The sequence below is a fragment of the Pseudoalteromonas sp. 78C3 genome, from assembly GCF_002836695.1.
Classification (GTDB): Bacteria; Pseudomonadota; Gammaproteobacteria; order Enterobacterales; family Alteromonadaceae; genus Pseudoalteromonas; species Pseudoalteromonas arctica.
The window spans coordinates 1-18,209 of sequence record NZ_PJAV01000170.1; the positions used below are offsets into that span (position 1 = coordinate 1).

Genomic DNA, 18,209 nt, shown 5'->3' on the forward strand with positions numbered 1-18,209 from the left:
ACATTAAATTTAGCTCAAGACGATAACAAAGAAGAAAACTGGCGCTTAGGTTATCCACATAAAATAAGTGGTACTGATTTTTATTTTATTGCACTTGAGTCCGAAAAACTGTTTGTAGAAAAAAGTGAAGTACTGGGGATATATAATGAGTTTGGCGGAAGTAGCTATAAACCAACTAGATCAAAAAACGTTCTCTTTATTAATAGCATTACGAATAACTCTGTTTGGTTATTTAAATCTATAGAACAGTTAATTATAGATATAATGCCACTTGTAGATGATGAGTTTAATGAAAGGTCAGCCACCCGCGCTATCTCTTATGAAGTAATAAATAGTGATACAAATTTAGATAATAAATTGGATAACACCGACAATCGGACTTTTGCTTTAAGTAAAGTTGATGGCTCTAATTACACTGAAATTATTACAGATTATAATCGTATAGTTGAATCAGGTTTAAATTCTGACGGGGAGCTTTTTGTTATTTTTATTAATAATAATGTGGTTTATTCAATGCTTGTGGATTTAATTACATTTGAAATATTAAGTAAGAAGCCTTTACCAAAGGTCGGAGGTTAACAGCTCATTACTGGTAAATAACTAAGAGTTAAGGCAATAAAAAACCGCTCAGTGAGCGGTTTTTTTTGCATTTTTACTAAAGGAAATTTAGTTAGAACGTGTAACGAGCACCAATTGAGTAACGAGGACCGTATTGATTAGCAAATAAGAACTGCTCTTCGTAACGTCCGTAACCTTCTTCGGTGGCATTATTTAAGTTTATGCCATCAAAAAATACCGTTACGTTTTCGTTTACATCGTAGTTAACGCTCATATCCCATTGGCCGTAGGCTTTAGCATATTGCGGCGGTGCATCAGCTGAGCCTTGTGCTTGGCCAACACCAATTAGGTATGAGTCGCGCCATGCGTAAGTGATTTTAACCGATAGGCCGTCTTTTTCGTAAAAGCCTTGGAAGTTAGCTGAGTCACTCAAGCCTGTAAGCGGTGCTTGTTGATCAAGGCTTTCGCTATCAAATTCAACGTCGCCATCTACAAACGTCGCGTTAACACCTACACCAAAACCGGTTTCACCAATTAAGTGCTGAACAGCTACTTCAAAACCATCTACCGATTTACTGTCGGTGTTTTGTGGCTGGCTAATATTCCATGTAATTAGCGGATCGTCGCTGTTTGGTTCAATAACGCCATTTGCATTGCCGTAACCGCTGGCAATCATTTGTGCAAAAATAGCGTCGGTTGTTGCTTGCTCGCCACGTGATTCAATATCGCTTACGGCTTGTAAGTAACGAGGGCCGTTTAAAATATCGTGCAAGCCATCAATAGTGGTTTGCGTAATGGTGGTTTGAATAAAGTTATCAACATCTTTTTTAAAGTAACCAACAGATGCGTAGCTGCCTTCTGCGTAGTAATACTCAAGTGATAAATCAAGGTTTGTTGATTCAAACGGTAATAAGTTTGTATTACCTTGGCCACCTGTACGAGAACCTGGTTTTGGGCTGCCTGTTAAACTACGACCACCGGCTAGATTACCTAGTGGTGCACGCGACATTGTTTTACCCCAAGATACGCGGGCTACTACGTCTTCAGTTAAATCAACACTTACGTCGATTGAAGGCAGTAAAACATCGTAATCACCTTGTTGCTCTAAGAAGTTATCATCGCCGCCAGCAGCGTATTGCATGATCCACTCTGAAGCGCTGATCCAATTAACTTGATCTTCAACGCGTTGGCGCACAGTACTTGTTACGTCTGTTTGCTCATAGCGTAGGCCTGCATTTACTTTTACGTAGTAGTTACTTACGTCAAATTCCCAGCTTGATTGAACATAAAAGCTATTCGTTATTTCTTCTACGTAGCTCTCGCTATCTATTCCGTCTGCGTATGCATTAGCTGTATATGCATCGCCACCCGTTACATCAGCCGTTAAATACGCAATTTGGCGTGCAACAGCTTCGTCAAAATCGTAGGTGTAGTAGTAACCAGGTTGTAAGTCGCTGCCGCCGCCATCAAACTGATCTAAAAGGCCTGATGTATCGTTGCGGGTAAACATACTATCTGGGAATATTTCTGTATACGATGGGTTAAAGCCTGGACCACCTACTAAACCACTCCACGCGGTGTAACCACCGGTGTTTTGTTCTGTACGTGATGCGCCAAATTTAACTTTAACTAAACCAATGTCATAGCTTTCGTTATACCATGTCGTATGCAGTTGTAATTGTTCAATGTTTGATTCACCAGGTGAATGAATAAACTGACTAAAGTTTGAATCAATTTCGCCAGGCGTTAATTCACTTGTGCCATTTAACCAATTAACTTGTGCACTGGGTACTTCGCCCGTACGGTAATCATAAATTTTATTAGCTAGCTGATCAGAACCTAAAATTACTTGACCGGCACTTCCCAGCCCATTGTCGGCGCCGTTATCAGTTTCGTTTTTAGAGTCGTGGTAATCAAGCTCTACGTGCCACGTGTCGCTAATTTCCCAATCTAAGTTTAAACCAAGTGAACGCGCTTTTACTTCTGAAGTGCCTTTATTAGCTGTGAATGACGCGTCATTACCGCTAATATCAGCATAAACAGCTGTGCCATTTTCATCTAATTCGTAGCCATTAAGATTGCTACCAAAGTCGTTCCAAATACCCCAACCAATACTCTGAGAACCTGTTACAGCTTTACTTGCAGTGTAATCAAGTGTTGCTACAAAGCCATCTACTGGTGCAAACTGAAAAGTAACTTGTCCGTTTGTACGTTCACGTTCTACATCTTCAATAGAGTAGTTCATGTCTTTAGGGAAGTAGTAGTTACCTGCAGGGTTTGTACGGTTATCAACTACGTTGCTGCTATCTAAATCAGGTAAGTCTACATTTGCCTGCCAGCCTTGGATATTGGCACTTTGTTTTTGAAAGTCACGCTCTTGGTGCGAAAATGAAAAACCAAAACCAAAAGTGTCATCTGCAAAGGTATTGCTGTAAACAGTAGAGAACTCTGGTGTTACGTCATCGCCAGCTTCGTTCGACGAGTCGTGATTTGCTTTAACGGTTGCTGAAAAATTTTGACCCGGCTTTTGAAAAGGGCGCGCAGTAGAAATATTAACTGTTGCACCTAAGCCACCGCTTGGCACGTCTGCACGTGCTGTTTTAAATACTTCAAGCGCACTTACACCTTCAGAGGCGATGTTTTCAAGGTTGTACGAACGTGTATAACCTGTGCCCGGCATTTGGCGACCATTTAAGGTAATTAAGTTAAACTCAGGACCAAAACCACGTACTGTAATTTGGCTACCCTCACCGTTTGCGCGACTAACCGATACACCGGTAATACGTTGTAATGATTCTGCTAAGTTGGTATCTGGGAATTTACCCATTTCTTCAGACGAAATGGCATCTACAATACCAGAAGAGTCGCGTTTCATATCCATAGAACGAATAAGTGAACCACGAATACCTTTTACTTCAATAACTTCTACATCAGATGAAACGCTTGTTTGTGCTTCTGCCGCAATAGCTGTGTTTAATGTGCTCGCAGCAATGATGAGAGACACAGAAGCCGCAAGTTGGCTCTTTTTAAAATTAAATGTGTTCATAATAGCTCTGCTTTATAAAATGTTGTTGTGTAGCAATAGGCGCTAAGCGCCTATTGGTGTGTGTTTTATGGATTTGCAATAATCACGTTGTCTATACGGTAAAGCGCGCCATCGCCCATGTCCCAGCTAGGAAAAACCATAATTACGTTTAATGCGCTAATGTCTAGGCCGGCATCAAATAATTGCTGAAGAGGGAAGGTGTATGTTTGCCATTCGCCCGTTACAGGTACTTGGCCTTCAACACTGCTAGATAAAGCAAGCTCTACGGCACTCGATGTACCAATTGATTCAATTTTAAATAGCCATTGTGCGTCAATATCTGAAGGCGCTGATACAACTTTCATATCAAATTGAACTACACCATTTTCAAGTATTGCAGAGGCATCAAACGATACGTCTTCATCAGCAATAAAGCCCATTACTGTAGCAGTAGAACCAATGCTAAATTGCGCTACTGCGCCATGCGCGTCATCATCGGTTTCTGTTGTTGGTGTAGAGCCACCACAACAATCCCAAATACTCCATTGCTCGGCCGCTGCATCTTTAAATACAGTAAGCTCACCCGTTGTAGCTGGTGCTGCATTTGGATTATAAATTTTAACGTTATCTACACGGTAAACAGAACCTTCACCTGCACCCCATGCTGGAAAAATCATCAGTACATCAATAGTGCTAACATCTAAGCCTGCAGCTGCAAGATCAGAGAGCTTAAACGTATATGTTTGCCATTCGCCAGTAACTGGCGCTACGCCTTCAACACTTGCCGTTAGTTCAAGCTCTACTGCTGAGTCACCTTCGTTTGACTCAACTTTAAACAACCACTGTGTAGTTGGGTCACTCGGTGCAGACGTTACTTTTAAATCAAATTGAATAACGCCTTCATCTAAAATGCTACTAGCATCAAACGATTCACCTGCGCCACCTGACGATGTGCGGCTATTAAAGCCCATTACAGTAGGCTCTGCACCAATGCTAAATTCTGCGGTTAAACCATGTTCTTCATCATCCATAGCTTCAACAGGGGTTGAGCCACCACAACAATCCCACATTGGCCATGCTAGATTTTGCTCATCAGTAAAAATAGTAAGCTCAGGTGATACGCCTAAGTTATCTTGAGTAATCTCAACATCGTCAATTAAATAAACAGCGCCTTCACCTGCGCCCCATGCTGGAAACACCATGATCACATCAATTGCACTAATATCTAAATTTGCAGCATCTAGATCTTTTAATAAAAATGTATAAGTTTGCCATTGGCCAACAACAGGACTTACGCCTTCAATGCTATCTGTAATCGGCATTTCTAATGCGCTAGAACCTTCATTACTTTCAAGTTTTACAAGCCAAGCTGCATCAGCAGTGCCTGGTGCATTTGTTACTTTCATTTTAAAACGAACGTAACCTTCATCCAGCATTGGAGATGCATCAAACGGGCTGGCTTTTCCTGCTTCGTCAGTAATAAAAATCTCACGGCTAATAAAGCCCATTACAGTGGGTTCTGCACCTACTACAAATTCAACTACATTACCTTGGGTTTCATCTGCAACAATAGCGGGAGTAGATCCTCCACAACAATCCCATGCAGGCCAATTTGGATTAAATGACTCACCAAAAATAGTCAGTGGTGTTGCAATGCCTGTCGAAGGTGGGCTAGGAATTGGTGCATCGCCTTCAAGCAATGCATCGTCTAGGCTATTGTAACCCGGGCGAATAGTTTCACAGCCTTTACCTGTTTCAGGGTTTGATGCACATTGATAAACACGTACGTAATCAATAGCAAAGGTTTGGCCGTTTTCAAATGCGCTAGCATCTATACCTAGATCATTAACGTTTTCAGGCCAGTCGCCGCCTACTGCTAGGTTTAGCAATAAGTGAAAATCTTTATCAAATGGTGCGCTATCCCAGTGAGTTTCAAGCTCGCCAGAACCTTGCTCAAAATATTCTGCAAACCAGCCACGGTGTTTTAGACCTACAGCCTCGTCACTTGCATTAGTACGAACTTCTGATTGACGCTGAGTTGCATAAAGGTAACCGTCTACGTACCAGCGAATTTCACCTTCTTGCCATTCAACAGCATACGTGTGGAAATCATCTGCCGGGTTAGTATTTTCAGGGAATTTAAATTCTTTGCCCGTAGAGCTGTTATCTGGCCACGCGCGTCCGTAATGAAGTGTGCCGTGGATGCTTGACTCTATTCCACCGTCTTCATCCGGTGTTTTAAGATTTACTGATTCTAAAACATCTATTTCGCCAGAACGAGGCCAAGTGCCGTAAACTTCATCTGTTGGCAGCATCCAAAATGCTGGCCAGCTACCTTGTCCTGATGGAAGTTTGGCGCGCACTTCAAAGCGACCATACGTAAAGTCAGCGTTGTAACGCGTATTTAAGCGCGCTGAAGTGTAAGGCTTTTCTGCACCTTCTTCAGCGGGTAGGGCAACAATGTTTAACACACCGTCTGCAATAAATGCATTTTGCTCGCTGTCGGTGTAACACTGTTTCTCGTTGTTACCACCGCCATTGCAGTTTAATTCATAGTTCCATTTGTTTGTATCAATGGCTGAGCCTTCAAACTCGTCGCTCCAAACCATTTGCCAATCTGATACTGGTTCAGAGGCATCTACATTTTCAAAATTTGATTTAGTGGCAGAGTCGCCACCACAGCCAGCTAACGTAACTAAAGAGATAGCGGCAAGTAAACGTGTAATGTGCGTTGTTTCAATGTTCATAACTGAACCCCGGTTTCAACAGATTATTGTCAGATTAATTGTTTTTTGAGCTTTGTTTTTTCGTGCTGTAAGCGCTTACATTTTGATATGTGTTTTGTAAGCGCTTACAAATGATATTGTGGAGTACGCAAATGGTCAACATATTTGTTTATTTTATTTACAATTAGTTTACGGTAAGACCAGTTTACCAATTTGAGACTGTACATAAATTGCATTTTATACAAATGGTTACGTTGTTTGTGTTTTTTGATGGGAGCAAGAACGGAATATTTTTTACGTCAAAAAGTAGGAAAGGACTTAACAATTAAAAGGTTAGTGACAGGTATATTTATAGTATTTAAAGAGTATTTTGTTTATACCAATCTACATAAAAGTAATTTTAAGTGGATTGGTATTGTATGAGATAAAATATGCTTGTTTTTACTTGTTTTTAAAAGGCATTGAAAGTAATCCCCAAAGCGAGGCATTTTGCTTTTGGCTTGGGTATTCTTTTAAGCCAATATTTATATCTGCGTCGGCTTTTTTTGCTTTATCTTTGTAGCTACCAAATAATTTATCCCACCAAATTACACTAAAACCATAGTTTGAGTTAGTTTCGCTAACCACTTGGCTATGGTGAATTCGATGCAATATTTGCGTCATTAATATTAAACGCAGTGGTTTTTCAATGGCATTAGGTAGACGTATATTTGCATGATTAAATAATGCTAAACCATTAAGTGCTATTTCAAATATAAGTACCGCAATGGCAGGTACGCCAAGAGCAGTTACTGCAATGAGTTTTATAAGTATGCTCAGCACAATTTCGATAGGGTGAAAGCGCAAGCCAGTACTTGTATCTACATGTGCATCGGCGTGGTGTACACGGTGCAAACGCCATAAAATAGGCACTTGATGAAATAATCTATGCTGCCAATAAATTAATATATCGAGTAAAAGTATGCTCAATATAATAATTAAACTGCTTGGTAGGGCTATTTGATTAAATAAGCCAATGCCGTGCTCTTGAGTGTAAAGTGCAACAGCGGTTAACCCAATAGGGACCACTAAGCGCGCAATAACTGATGAAGCAAACACTAACCCAAAATTAGCAAACCAACGTGTACTGCTTTTAATAGGTGCTTGGCGAGCTGGCTTTTGCCATTCAAGCAGCATCATTATAATTAAAATACTAAAAAAGCAGCCGAGTCGCCACCATACTTCATTAGTCATTTATTACCTCTGAATTTGCACATGCTAGGCATGTTTTCAGCTGCTTCTTGTTGCTTAAGCGTGTGATAACCGCCATGTATACGGGTAAAAATAGTTATGCCACACGCAATAGCAAAAATGCTCGCCATAACCGCAAAGTACTGCGGCCAAATACAAAATGCAATAAATAGCGCTATTGTTTCAGTGCCTTCGGTTAAGCCGTTTAAGTAGTAAAAGCTTTTGTATTTAAATTGCGGTTTTTCTAGTTTAAATTTTTCGGCGGCAATCGCAAAAGCTAAAAAGCTTGAGCCCGTACCAATAAAAGTGGCAAGTAATAACGATCCCGCTATCGCGTTTTGCTCAGGGTTTGCCAAAATAAAGCCAAGCGGAATAGCCGCGTAAAATAAAAAGTCGAGTGTGATATCTAAAAAGCCACCCGCGCTTGAACTTTGGTTTGCATAGCGTGCTAATGCGCCATCAAGTCCATCTAAAATTCGATTTAAAGCAATGGCAACTAATGCCCCGTACCACATTTCAAATGCCAGTAATGGCACGGCTAATAAGCCAACTAAAAAGCCTACAACGGTTAGCTGATCGGCAGTTATGCCGCGTTTATGCATAAGCATAACCACAGGTGTTAAAAGTGGCTTAATTATAGGGGTGATAAATTTGTCTAGCATGTTTTTTGCCTTATGCGTTTAAAGCTATGTATTTAAAGTGCGCTACTTAAAGTAATTAGTTTGCCACTTGCAGCGTCGGCGTCGCTATGGTCGTGAGTTACCATAATTGCAGGTAGCTTATGATCGCGTATTTGGCTAAACACGAGTTCGCGTGTATCAACACGCAGCTGGGTGTCGAGTTTGCTAAAGGGTTCGTCGAGTAAAATGGCTTTAGGTTCGCTCAGCAGCATACGTAATAATGCAACACGGGCTTGTTGCCCGCCCGATAAGTTATCGGGGTGACGATTACCCATGTCTTTAAGACCTACTTGCTCAAGTGCGTGTTCTATTTTTTCAAGGCGTTGTTTTTTATTACCTTTGGGCATTGCAAAGGCAATGTTACCAGCAACAGTTAAATGCGAAAACAATAAAGCGTCTTGATAAAGCACTCCAATATGGCGCAAGTGTGGAGGGGTGTTATCGATATTTTGACCATTAAGCCACACCTCACCATTGGCCTTAAAGCTACTTGGTAAAGTACCCGTAAGCCAATTTAATAAGCTTGATTTACCACTGCCTGATGGGCCCATAATAGTCAGAATTTCACCGCCATTAACTTGCTCGTTTAAGCTAAGTAACAGCTCATTTTGGCGATAAAGCTGACAATTTTTAATCTGTAACGATGACTGCATTAAAAAACCTTAACCCTGATAGTGTTAAACATGGGTGCTTTAAATATGTGCACGTTTAAACACGTGCACTTTTGAAAAAATATTTAGGTAAAACCCATGCCAGTATAAATCCAATAAGTGGCAACGCCATTTGCATAATAGCGTACACGGCACTGGTGCGTCTGCTTGCGCCATTGGCAAGCGTAACGGCTTCGGTTGTTATTGTGGCTATGCGCCCGCCGCCAGCTAAAAGCGTGGGGAGGTATTGTCCAAAACTAATTGCTAAGCCCAGTGCGGCTGCAATTAAAATAGGGGCAAACAACTGAGGTAGTTTTACTTTAAAAAACACCTTGCATGGCGCTGCGCCTAGGCTTGCTGCAACATGAGCAAAACGAGGATCTAAGCGCCTATAACTGCTCGCAAGTGACAAAAACACATAAGGCAACACAAACAGTAAATGCGTAAGTACCACATTAAAAAATGCGGCTTGGTTATTTACCAATTGTTGTATCCATACTAGCCCAAACAAAAAGGCAATACTGGGTACTAATAACGGTAAGTAAATAATTAAACTGGTAAAACGAGAAATAGGTTTGTCACTCAACTGCTCTGATTCTAAACACAATAAAGTAAGAATAATGGCAAATAGTGTGGTTACTAAACCGATTGCTAGCGTATTAAAAAGCGGACTGCCCATTTGCATTAGCGCACTTTTAAAATGCAGTAGTGTAAATTGCTCAGGCATTGCATCTGGAAAGCGCCAAAAACCTGCAACCGACCACATAACTAAACCAATAAGTGACAACAGTATAAAGCTAATTACTAATGTGGTGAGTACGACCGTTATTTTTTGCCAATAAAATCCGCCGTATTCGCGCACTCCATTAGTGAGAGAGTCGCTAAATAGCACTTTTACGGCCTTTTCTGCGCCAAGCCAAAGGGCTAATAACCCGCCTGTAACAGCCAGTTGTAATAAAGCACCTGCTGAGGCTTTAATACGCAGATTTAAATCAACATCGTTAAACCAATGCATTATTGCAACGGCTAACGTGGGTGGTGTATTTGGGCCTAATATAAGAGGCATTTCTACACTTGCGCTTGCATAGGCAAGCACTGCTAAAAGCGGCAAGCGCAGTAGCGGATAAAGGCTTGGCAGTATTACTTTAAAAAAAGCAGTCATTGGGCAGTAACCCAAATTAAGCGCAACCTTATGTTGTTGGCGTAATTTTTTGCCAAGCTCAGGTTGCGCCAATACGCCCAGTGCCATTAATAACAAGAAAGGAAGTTCTTTAAGTGTTAAGCCTAAAATTATACTAACACCGAACGAATCATGCGGAAACATGCCGTTTGGCGCAAGTTCCCAGCCGCTTAACCAAGGCGATATTAAGCGCGAAATCATACCTGAAGGGGCAATTAAAAACCCCACCGCAATAGCCGCTGCGGCATGAGGTATCACTAATATAGGGCTCAATAAACGCTGAATTCGGTTAAGCCACGGGCTATTAAAAAACGCAGCTAAAATCATTAAGGTAATGATAAATGCAAGCAGAGTACTTATTAAGCCCGTTGCAACGCTTAAGGTAACCATTTGAGTAAGGCCAGGTGTTTGCCAAAGGGCATTAAAACCTTGCAAGCTAAACGTTGTTTGCTCAAGTACGGGCGCATAACCAAAGGCAGGCAGCAATACGCTAATTAAGCCACCAAGTACGGGTAGTATAAGTAAAGCGAGTAAAAATCGCGGGCTAAATTTTACAATGCGCGTAAACATATCGGTGCTGCACTGCGTTGTTGCTTTGGTATTTACTGGTACACTTTTTGAAATAACGCTCATTGGCTTACTCCATAACGGGTTTGCCAACCTTGCATAATGGCGTTTACCCAGCTTGGATGAGGTTCGCTCAATGTGCGTTTAATACTGTTTAAAGGCAGTGCACTTGGATGCGGTTTAGCTGTTTTAAATAAGGCTTGCTGTTCAGGCGTTAACGTTGATTGAATAAGTACGCTTTTATCGCCCCATATATGCGCTTTTTGCTTTTGAGCTTGCGCTTCAGGGCTGAGTAAAAAATTAGCCACTAATTGCGCACTTTGCTGGTGGCTTGCATTGTAAGGGATTGCCACAAAATGGGTATTACTTAAACTGCCATCACTCATTGCGTAACTGCGAATGCTGTTTGGTAAATCATAGCGTTTTACAGCTGCCGGTACTTCAGGTGCTGAAAAAGTAAAGGCTAAACTCAACTCTGTATCGTCTACTAAGCGGCGCATTTGAGCACCACTTTGCATAAAATGAGTGCCACCACGCCAAAGAGTTGGGTGTAATTTATCTAAAAAGTCCCACAGTGGGTTTAACACTTGCGCTGTATTTTTAGTTGTAGCTGGTTGGTTTAGCTGCGCTTTAATATTTTCGCTGCTTTGCTGATGCAGTACAACTAAGGCGTATTTTAAAAAGCTCATACCTAAAAAGTCAGGCGGCTTTGGGTAACTAAAGCGACCAGGGTTTTGTGCGCTCCAGTTTAATAATTCGTTTAATGTCGTCGGCAATTTATTGTTTGCCTTACCATTTATTGCAATGCTGTCGTAATAAAACGTAAGTGACGCTTGCCCCCATGGCGTTTCCATCCCATTGGTAGGTAAACCAAAATCAAAGGTTACAGCAGGGTTATTAGCCGGATCGGTTAATGCAAAGTAGGGAAGTTTACTCGCCCATTGCTTTAAAAGCAGAGAGTGCTCACTCATGGTGGCAAAGTTAGCTCCGTTGATCCACATTAAATCTACGCTGCCTTGGTTGTTATTGTTTGCTGATTTTTCGGCAAGTACACGGCTTACTGCTTCGCTGGTGTCACTTAATTTTACATGTACCAGGTTAATGTTGTACTTAGTTTTAACTTGCTGTGCTGCCCATTGAATATAAGCATTTATTTGCGCGTCGCCGCCCCATGCATAAAAGTATACATCTTGATTACTACCAAGTGCTTGAACTTGTTGCCAGCGAGCTCCCTGTTGTTTGTTTATTACTAAAATACTTTTACTATTTGAGTTAATAACGGTATTAGCAAACGCGATGCTCGAAAAAGCAGCTAAATTTGCGATTGCACAAACGCAAAACGCGACACAGCAAAAGCTGTATCGCGCCAGTGTTTGCCAAAACTTAATGGCGAACATTTAAATCCCAGTTGTAGTCTAAAAATTTAACTTTCATGTCATCATTTTTAAGTGCTTTTTGCTGAGCGGGTATCAGTTTAAGTGCGTCGCTGTATTGCAGGAAAAACTGCTGTAGCGTGTTTGCACCTCTAAAACCTTTTTCAAAGTCATCGCCGTACCACTTAAATATTGAAGACACGCTTAGCGTATTTTCTTGAGCCATATTGCGTGTCATATCTGATAAAAAGCGCACTGTTTGCTCTTGCAATTGGCTCTCTAAATCAGTGGCTGTATACGCTTCTTCTCGAAGCGCTGGGCAACCAATACTCGCGCAATTTACTGCAAAGTGAATACGTGGGTCGTTGTATTTACCGCTGCCACGTATTAAACCATGCTCTATACCATCAAGGCTGCGAGTTTTGCCAAGTAATGGCACAAACTCTTTACTCCATGGTGAGCTAAAAAAGCTTCCTAAGTCTTTAATTGACTTGAGATCAGGGTACTTAGTTAAAATAAGCTCAACAGTCCACGCATTATAAGCATTGATTAAAAAAGCGAGTTGCTTAGGCTTTTCCCATGCGTCAAATTCGCTTTGCGTTACAGCCGTTAACGAATCTAAATACGTTTTTAGCTGTGCATGCTCACGTTTTATAGCAGCGTAATCAACCTCAGTACTGTGATTCTGGTTAATAGCAACAACATGCTTATTTAACAATGCATTCCAGCTATCGTGCATGTTTTGGGCTTGGGCCGAAAATGACGTTGCAAACGATGTTACAACTAAAGCCGAACCAAGTAGCAATGCTTTTAGAGGTGTTTTAAACATAATTAACCTCGACGCCAAGTGTGGTATTTTTCAAGCAAGTTAAGCACTTTTTCAGGTGCATGAGCGCGTTTCCACTCACCTGCTGCGTATTTGTTACCTTCAGCCCAAGTAGGGTAGCTGTGTATAGTACCGAGTATTTTGTTAAGACCTAAGCCGTGTTTCATTGCCAGTACAAACTCAGCAATCAAATCGCCAGCGTGTTCAGACACCACAGTAACACCGAGTATTTTGTCTTTGCCTTTGGGTGTAATCACTTTAATAAAGCCTTTTGTAGCGCTGTCGGTAATTGCACGGTCTAGCTCTTCAAATTCAAAGCGAGTAATTTCGTAATCTATGCCTTTGTCTTTTGCGTCTTGCTCGTTTAAGCCAACACGTGCAACTTCTGGGTCAATAAATGTAGTCCACGGAATAACACGGTAATCTACTTTAAACTTTTTAAGGTGACCAAATAAGCCATTTACAGCTGCGTACCAACCCTGATGGGCTGCCACGTGTGTAAATTGGTATGGACCTACAATATCGCCTGCTGCAAAAATATTAGGGTACAGTGTTTCAAGGTACTCGTTAGTTACTACTGTGCGGTTTGTTTCTATGCCTAGCTCTTCAAGACCGTAACCTTTAAGGCGCGCACTTCTACCAACGGCACATAATAGCTCGTCATATTCAATATCTATTTCTTTGTCGTTATGTTTAACAACAATATATTTTTTACCATCGCGTGTTTCACAACGAAGTGCTTGGTGCGATGTTAAAATATTAACGCCACTTTCGGTTAACGCTTCGTGAGCAAAAGTAGACACTTCAAGGTCTTCTTTGATCATGATGCGTTCGCTCATTTCAATTTGCGTAACACTTGAACCTAAACGTGCAAAGCTTTGTGCTAATTCGCTACCAATTGGACCGCCACCTAGTACTACAAGTTTTTTAGGTGCCTCATCTAGCTCTGCAAATTTATTCCACAATGTATCGCTTGTTACATAGCCTGTTTCTTCAATACCAGGTAGTGGCGGTACAAATGGGCGTGCGCCAGTGGCAATCACAATAGTACGGGCAGTGAGTGTTTGCGTGCCGCCATCGTTAAGTTTAATTTCTACAGTCCACGGGTCGATTAATTTACCGTAACCTTTTACAACATCTACGCCTAAGTCGGTGTAACGCTCAACACTGTCGTGTGGTGCTACATCGGCAATTACTTTGTGTACACGTGCCATTACTTTTTTGAACGAAAACTGTGGTGTTGCGTTTTCTAGACCGTAGTTTTCACCGTGGCGAATTTGCTCTGCAATTTTAGCGCTTTTAATAACTGCTTTACTTGGAACACAACCGTAGTTTAAACAGTCGCCGCCCATTTCGCCCGCTTCAATAAGGGTTACTTTTGCTTTAACAGCAGCGGCTATATAACTTGTTACCAAACCACCTGCGCCTGCACCAATAACAATCATGTTACGGTCGAATTTTTTAGGCTTAGTGTAGTTTTTGTATACGCGACGTTTTTTAAACACGTTTAAGATTCCTTTAGCAATGAATGGGAAAATGCCCAATAAAGCGAATGATAAGATTAAGTTAAATGATAAAATTCCAGATAAGCTCTCTATTTGCGCCAGTTGCGTACCTGCGTTAACAAATACAAATGTACCGGCTAGCATACCTGCTTGGCTTACCCAGTAATAAGTCCATGACTTTATTGAGGTAACACCCATTAGTAAATTGATTAAAAAGAACGGAAACACCGGCACTAAACGAAGGGTAAATAAGTAAAATCCACCTTCTTTTTCAACGCCTGCATCAATGGCGGCTAAGCGCTCAGGGAAACGTTGTTTAATAGTGTCGCGTAGTAAGTAACGCGATACTAAAAAGGCAAGTGTTGCGCCAATAGTTGAGGCAAAAGATGCAACCAATAAGCCTTCAACTAAGCCAAATAATGCACCTGCTGCAAGTGTCAAAATAGCCGCGCCCGGTAACGAGAGAGCTGTTACTACTACGTACAGTAAAAAGAACCCACCAATAACCAACAACGGTGACTGCTCTTTGTAATCGCTAAACTGATCCATTGACCCTTTTAAGCCATCAAGCGTAAGTAGTTGGTGTAAGTCAAAATGAAAGAACAGGCCGACGGCGGCCGCTGCAATCAATAATAAAAATATTTTTTTAATCATGTTCTCTCTCTTAAAAACTATGGGTAAGCGTAAGCTTGGCGTTAATTGGCAACTCAGGAAAAGCTAAAGTTGCACCAAAGTAACCGCCTTCAAATACTGGGCGCCAGTTTTTTTGATTCGTTACGTTGTTCACATCTAATCGTAACTTGGTACTAGGCGTAAAAGCATAGCTAGTATTTACGTTTAGTGTGTACTGATCACGAATTTTTACTGTCGCCAAAAAGTCTAGTGGGTAACTCTTTGTATATAGACCTGAAAAACCCGTTTGCCATTTCGAATTAATTGAATAATTTCCGTTAAAGCTGAACGATTGCTCAGGGATACCCTGTACACGGGTGTTTGAAGGTGCAAAAGCGGTAAAGCTAGGTGCGCCAACACTGGTACCTTCAATAATATCTGGACGTGAGTTGTCAAATGCATCAGCGACTTGAGCTGAATCTTGGCTACTTGCAGAATTATCGTAGCGAGCATCAATATAGCTGTAGCCAGCACTTAGCCAATAAGGGTAAGCATCATAAAATACTTGGCTTTCAAAGCCGGTAGTACGAATGCCGGTATTACTACCATCACGGTTACGTAAACTACGACGTTGGCTAAACACTGCACCATCGGCGTACCAATCACTATCGGTTGGTGCGTATTTTAAACCAAATTCAACTAAGGTATTTTCGGTTGAAAAGTTTTGCGCGCTAATCGTGTTGTCGCCACCAAGAGACGTGCCGCCAGCCATGCTATTTGATGTGGCTTCGTTGTAACTTGCTGCACCATAAGTGGTGTAATCACCATTTAATCGGTAGTTAAAGCTTACTTGCCCCGAATGTAGCTTATCGTTAATGCTATCGCTCGCTGCAATTTCACCTTCTGGTGCTATTGGGTCGTGCGCGTCTACGTCATAAAAATCAATGCGGTAGCCAACACTTGTATGAAACTTATCTGTCCAATCAGAATCTTGCTGAATAGCAAAACCTGTTTGCCATGAACGCGAATCAGTAGTGTCTGATAAGTTAAAGTCGCCACTGCCGTCATTATTAATATCATATTGACCACCAGGGGATACAAATACACCTGGGCTAATTTCAATTAAACGCGCTTGTTGTACATCAGTTAAAGGAATGCGGCGATTTGAAATTGGGCCTGTTAAATCAATAGGTAAGTCGGCTTCTGTTGTAAATTGGCTGTAGCCTAATACGCGGTTATAACGCACATCAAATGCAAAAATTGTTTGCTGATTACTATTCCAAAGGTAGGTAAGCTCGGTACGGTTTTGCGCGGTATCGGCACCATCTATAATTTCAACAAAGCTATTTTGTGCAATTTCTTCGCGTTGTAAGTGCTGAAAATACGTGATGTTTTTAATGGATGCGTTGTTGGAAAGTTCACGCTTATAAATGCTGTGTAGTAAATAAGTAGTGGCTTCGTTCTGATTATCAGGATCGGTAAGTACTGTACTACGGTCTATTTTTACTTGCCCAGTTGGTGAGATTATTGAACCTGCTGCCGGTACAGTACTGCCGTTTGCTTGCACGCCTTGGCCGGTAATATAAAGGCCATTATCTATTAGCGCTTGAGTAGGGCGGTTAATACCTGCGTTATCGGTAAATTCAACTTGGTATAACTCAAAGTTAATATCCCAGCTGCTCTTGTCATCGGGTAATACGCGTAATGATGCAAATAAGCTGTCGCTCTTAGTGCCCGAAAAGTCGTAGTAGCTGCCGTTATCTATGTGTTCAGCGCTTACTCTAAAACCTACTTTATCTTTTACAATGGGTGCACTGTAATCCACTAAAACACTGTACTGATCCCATCGGCCTGCTGATACAGTTGCTTTACCTTTACTTTCGTCAGTTGATGCTTTTTTAGAATGTAAGTTTACAAAACCACCGTTGCGTTGGCTTGAGCCAAATAATACCGGTGGCGCGCCTTTTACCACGTCTATCTGTTCTATAGAGTTGAACGATAAGGGCACACCAAAGCCATTATTACCAGCTTGGCGGCGTGTACCATCTTGGAAAAGCTCACCTAATTGCCCACGAATAGTAGGTAAACTTGGTGCGCCAAAACCACTTGCTGAATAGGTATTAGGGCTTACTGCGAGCACGTCTTGTAAAGTCGTAATATTGAGTTGCTCTATTAACTCGCTTGAAATTGGTGTGACTGAGCGGGCTATATCTTGTAGGGCTAAGTTGTCACCAAAAGGGCCGTCTACAGTGGCGTTTTTAACCGAAAGACCTTGAGATTTAATAGCTTGGCCTGCCACCTCAATGCGCTCTATTGCGCCATCTTTTGTTGTTTTTGATTCTTCGGCTGCAAAAGCATTAAGTGGTGTATTTAATATGGTGGCTAGGGAAAGTGCTAAATATGCGTGTTTCAAACGTTTTCTCTCTACGGTTAAAATGTTGTTGGCGATAAAGACCGAAAGGATTAAAAATAAATTTCAGTAAAATTTCGATTCTTTTTGTTTTTTAGAACATAACAAAACAGATGTATTATAAAGGTGGTAATTAAGTACTATAGTTTTATCAGTCGATAAAATATCAATAGAGCGATTGTATTAGAGTGAATGTAAATATTTGCTTTTAATGGGCTTTTTAAATTATAGACTACTTTTCACCTGCTAACATTTTAAAGTTGTTAACTTTTACGCAGCATTTTTTAATTCCTAAAATAAGCTTCACTTTTATTACTACAAAGCTTAATTACTTTTTTAGTTAAAATAATTAAATTTTTTTGAAATAAAAAATAACTTATACGGTCTAGGTTACTTCAACGTTTATTAATATTCATTTAAGGAAATTTTATGACAGGTTCAATGAGTTCTGATGTGCAAAACCGTTTGCAATGGTCACTTTTATCTTTGCGTTTAGGCGTATTTATTGTAATGGTTATGTGGACGTTCGATAAATTCGTAAACCCTGGTCATAGCGCACGTATTTTCGAACATTTTTACGGTATTAGTGGCTCATCTGACATAGTTGCTTATGTTATCGGTGCTCTACAACTTGTATTAGTATTGGCATTTTTAGCAGGTATTAAAAAGCGTATAACTTACGGTATCATTTTTGTAATGCATGGCTTATCAACGCTTTCTTCGTACAACCAGTATATAGATGGCTTTAATAACTTATTATTCTTCACTGCATGGCCAATGTGGGCTGCGTGTTTCGCACTTTACTTGTTACGCGACCAAGACGTGAAATTTACTGTAAAGTAATAAAGTACATGCAAAAAAATTGGT

General features: G+C 41.0%; 12 protein-coding genes. 2 read left to right on the plus strand and 10 right to left on the minus strand.

The window, feature by feature from the left end; translation table 11 throughout:
• Positions 1–579, plus strand: a 579-nt coding sequence (locus CXF76_RS17280; protein ID WP_101164214.1) for a hypothetical protein, incomplete at its 5' end; no start/stop codon positions are given.
• 91 nt (positions 580–670) lie between these two features.
• Here CXF76_RS17280 and CXF76_RS17285 read toward each other — a convergent pair.
• The 10 genes from CXF76_RS17285 to CXF76_RS17330 form a co-directional block, all read right to left on the minus strand.
• A complete protein-coding gene (locus CXF76_RS17285; RefSeq protein ID WP_101164215.1) occupies positions 671–3,604 on the minus strand; it encodes a TonB-dependent receptor in 2,934 nt (977 codons plus the stop codon).
• 65 nt (positions 3,605–3,669) lie between these two features.
• Positions 3,670–6,330, minus strand: a complete 2,661-nt coding sequence (locus CXF76_RS17290; RefSeq protein ID WP_101164216.1) for a glycoside hydrolase family 16 protein — start codon at positions 6,328–6,330, stop codon at positions 3,670–3,672.
• Positions 6,331–6,750: 420 nt separating this feature from the next.
• Entirely contained in the window at positions 6,751–7,542 is a 792-nt protein-coding gene (locus CXF76_RS17295) for a sterol desaturase family protein (RefSeq protein ID WP_101164217.1), read from the minus strand.
• Positions 7,539–8,201, minus strand: a complete 663-nt coding sequence (locus CXF76_RS17300) for a CDP-alcohol phosphatidyltransferase family protein (protein WP_101164218.1) — start codon at positions 8,199–8,201, stop codon at positions 7,539–7,541. Before CXF76_RS17300 ends, CXF76_RS17295 begins: the two co-directional genes overlap by 4 nt.
• Positions 8,202–8,233: 32 nt before the next feature.
• A complete protein-coding gene (locus tag CXF76_RS17305; protein ID WP_024592912.1) occupies positions 8,234–8,872 on the minus strand; it encodes an ATP-binding cassette domain-containing protein in 639 nt (212 codons plus the stop codon).
• Positions 8,873–8,927: 55 nt separating this feature from the next.
• Positions 8,928–10,682, minus strand: a complete 1,755-nt coding sequence (locus CXF76_RS17310) for an ABC transporter permease (RefSeq protein WP_101164219.1) — start codon at positions 10,680–10,682, stop codon at positions 8,928–8,930.
• A complete protein-coding gene (locus CXF76_RS17315) occupies positions 10,679–12,013 on the minus strand; it encodes an ABC transporter substrate-binding protein (RefSeq protein ID WP_101164220.1) in 1,335 nt (444 codons plus the stop codon). Before CXF76_RS17315 ends, CXF76_RS17310 begins: the two co-directional genes overlap by 4 nt.
• Entirely contained in the window at positions 12,000–12,818 is an 819-nt protein-coding gene (locus tag CXF76_RS17320) for a DUF547 domain-containing protein (RefSeq protein WP_101164221.1), read from the minus strand. The genes CXF76_RS17315 and CXF76_RS17320 overlap by 14 nt, the downstream gene beginning before the upstream one ends.
• A 2-nt stretch (positions 12,819–12,820) precedes the next feature.
• On the minus strand, positions 12,821–14,974 hold the full coding sequence (locus CXF76_RS17325) for an FAD-dependent oxidoreductase (RefSeq protein ID WP_024607846.1): 2,154 nt from the start codon (positions 14,972–14,974) through the stop codon (positions 12,821–12,823).
• A gap of 10 nt (positions 14,975–14,984) precedes the next feature.
• Positions 14,985–17,345: a TonB-dependent receptor gene (locus CXF76_RS17330; RefSeq protein ID WP_101164222.1), complete on the minus strand. Its 2,361-nt coding sequence runs from the start codon at positions 17,343–17,345 to the stop codon at positions 14,985–14,987.
• 426 nt (positions 17,346–17,771) lie between these two features.
• Here CXF76_RS17330 and CXF76_RS17335 point away from each other — a divergent pair, with 426 nt between their 5' ends.
• Complete coding sequence (locus CXF76_RS17335) at positions 17,772–18,185, plus strand: hypothetical protein (RefSeq protein WP_007581772.1); 414 nt, start codon at positions 17,772–17,774, stop codon at positions 18,183–18,185.
• The last annotated feature ends 24 nt before the right edge of the window (positions 18,186–18,209 follow it).

Excerpts from the sequence above, each read along its gene's own strand:
- CXF76_RS17285 (WP_101164215.1), bottom strand. The coding sequence starts at position 3,604 with ATGAACACATTTAATTTTAAAAAGAGCCAACTTGCGGCTTCTGTGTCT.
- CXF76_RS17290 (WP_101164216.1), bottom strand. The coding sequence starts at position 6,330 with ATGAACATTGAAACAACGCACATTACACGTTTACTTGCCGCTATCTCT.
- CXF76_RS17295 (WP_101164217.1), bottom strand. The coding sequence starts at position 7,542 with ATGACTAATGAAGTATGGTGGCGACTCGGCTGCTTTTTTAGTATTTTA.
- CXF76_RS17300 (WP_101164218.1), bottom strand. The coding sequence starts at position 8,201 with ATGCTAGACAAATTTATCACCCCTATAATTAAGCCACTTTTAACACCT.
- CXF76_RS17305 (WP_024592912.1), bottom strand. The coding sequence starts at position 8,872 with ATGCAGTCATCGTTACAGATTAAAAATTGTCAGCTTTATCGCCAAAAT.
- CXF76_RS17310 (WP_101164219.1), bottom strand. The coding sequence starts at position 10,682 with ATGAGCGTTATTTCAAAAAGTGTACCAGTAAATACCAAAGCAACAACG.
- CXF76_RS17315 (WP_101164220.1), bottom strand. The coding sequence starts at position 12,013 with ATGTTCGCCATTAAGTTTTGGCAAACACTGGCGCGATACAGCTTTTGC.
- CXF76_RS17320 (WP_101164221.1), bottom strand. The coding sequence starts at position 12,818 with ATGTTTAAAACACCTCTAAAAGCATTGCTACTTGGTTCGGCTTTAGTT.
- CXF76_RS17325 (WP_024607846.1), bottom strand. The coding sequence starts at position 14,974 with ATGATTAAAAAAATATTTTTATTATTGATTGCAGCGGCCGCCGTCGGC.
- CXF76_RS17335 (WP_007581772.1), top strand. The coding sequence starts at position 17,772 with ATGACAGGTTCAATGAGTTCTGATGTGCAAAACCGTTTGCAATGGTCA.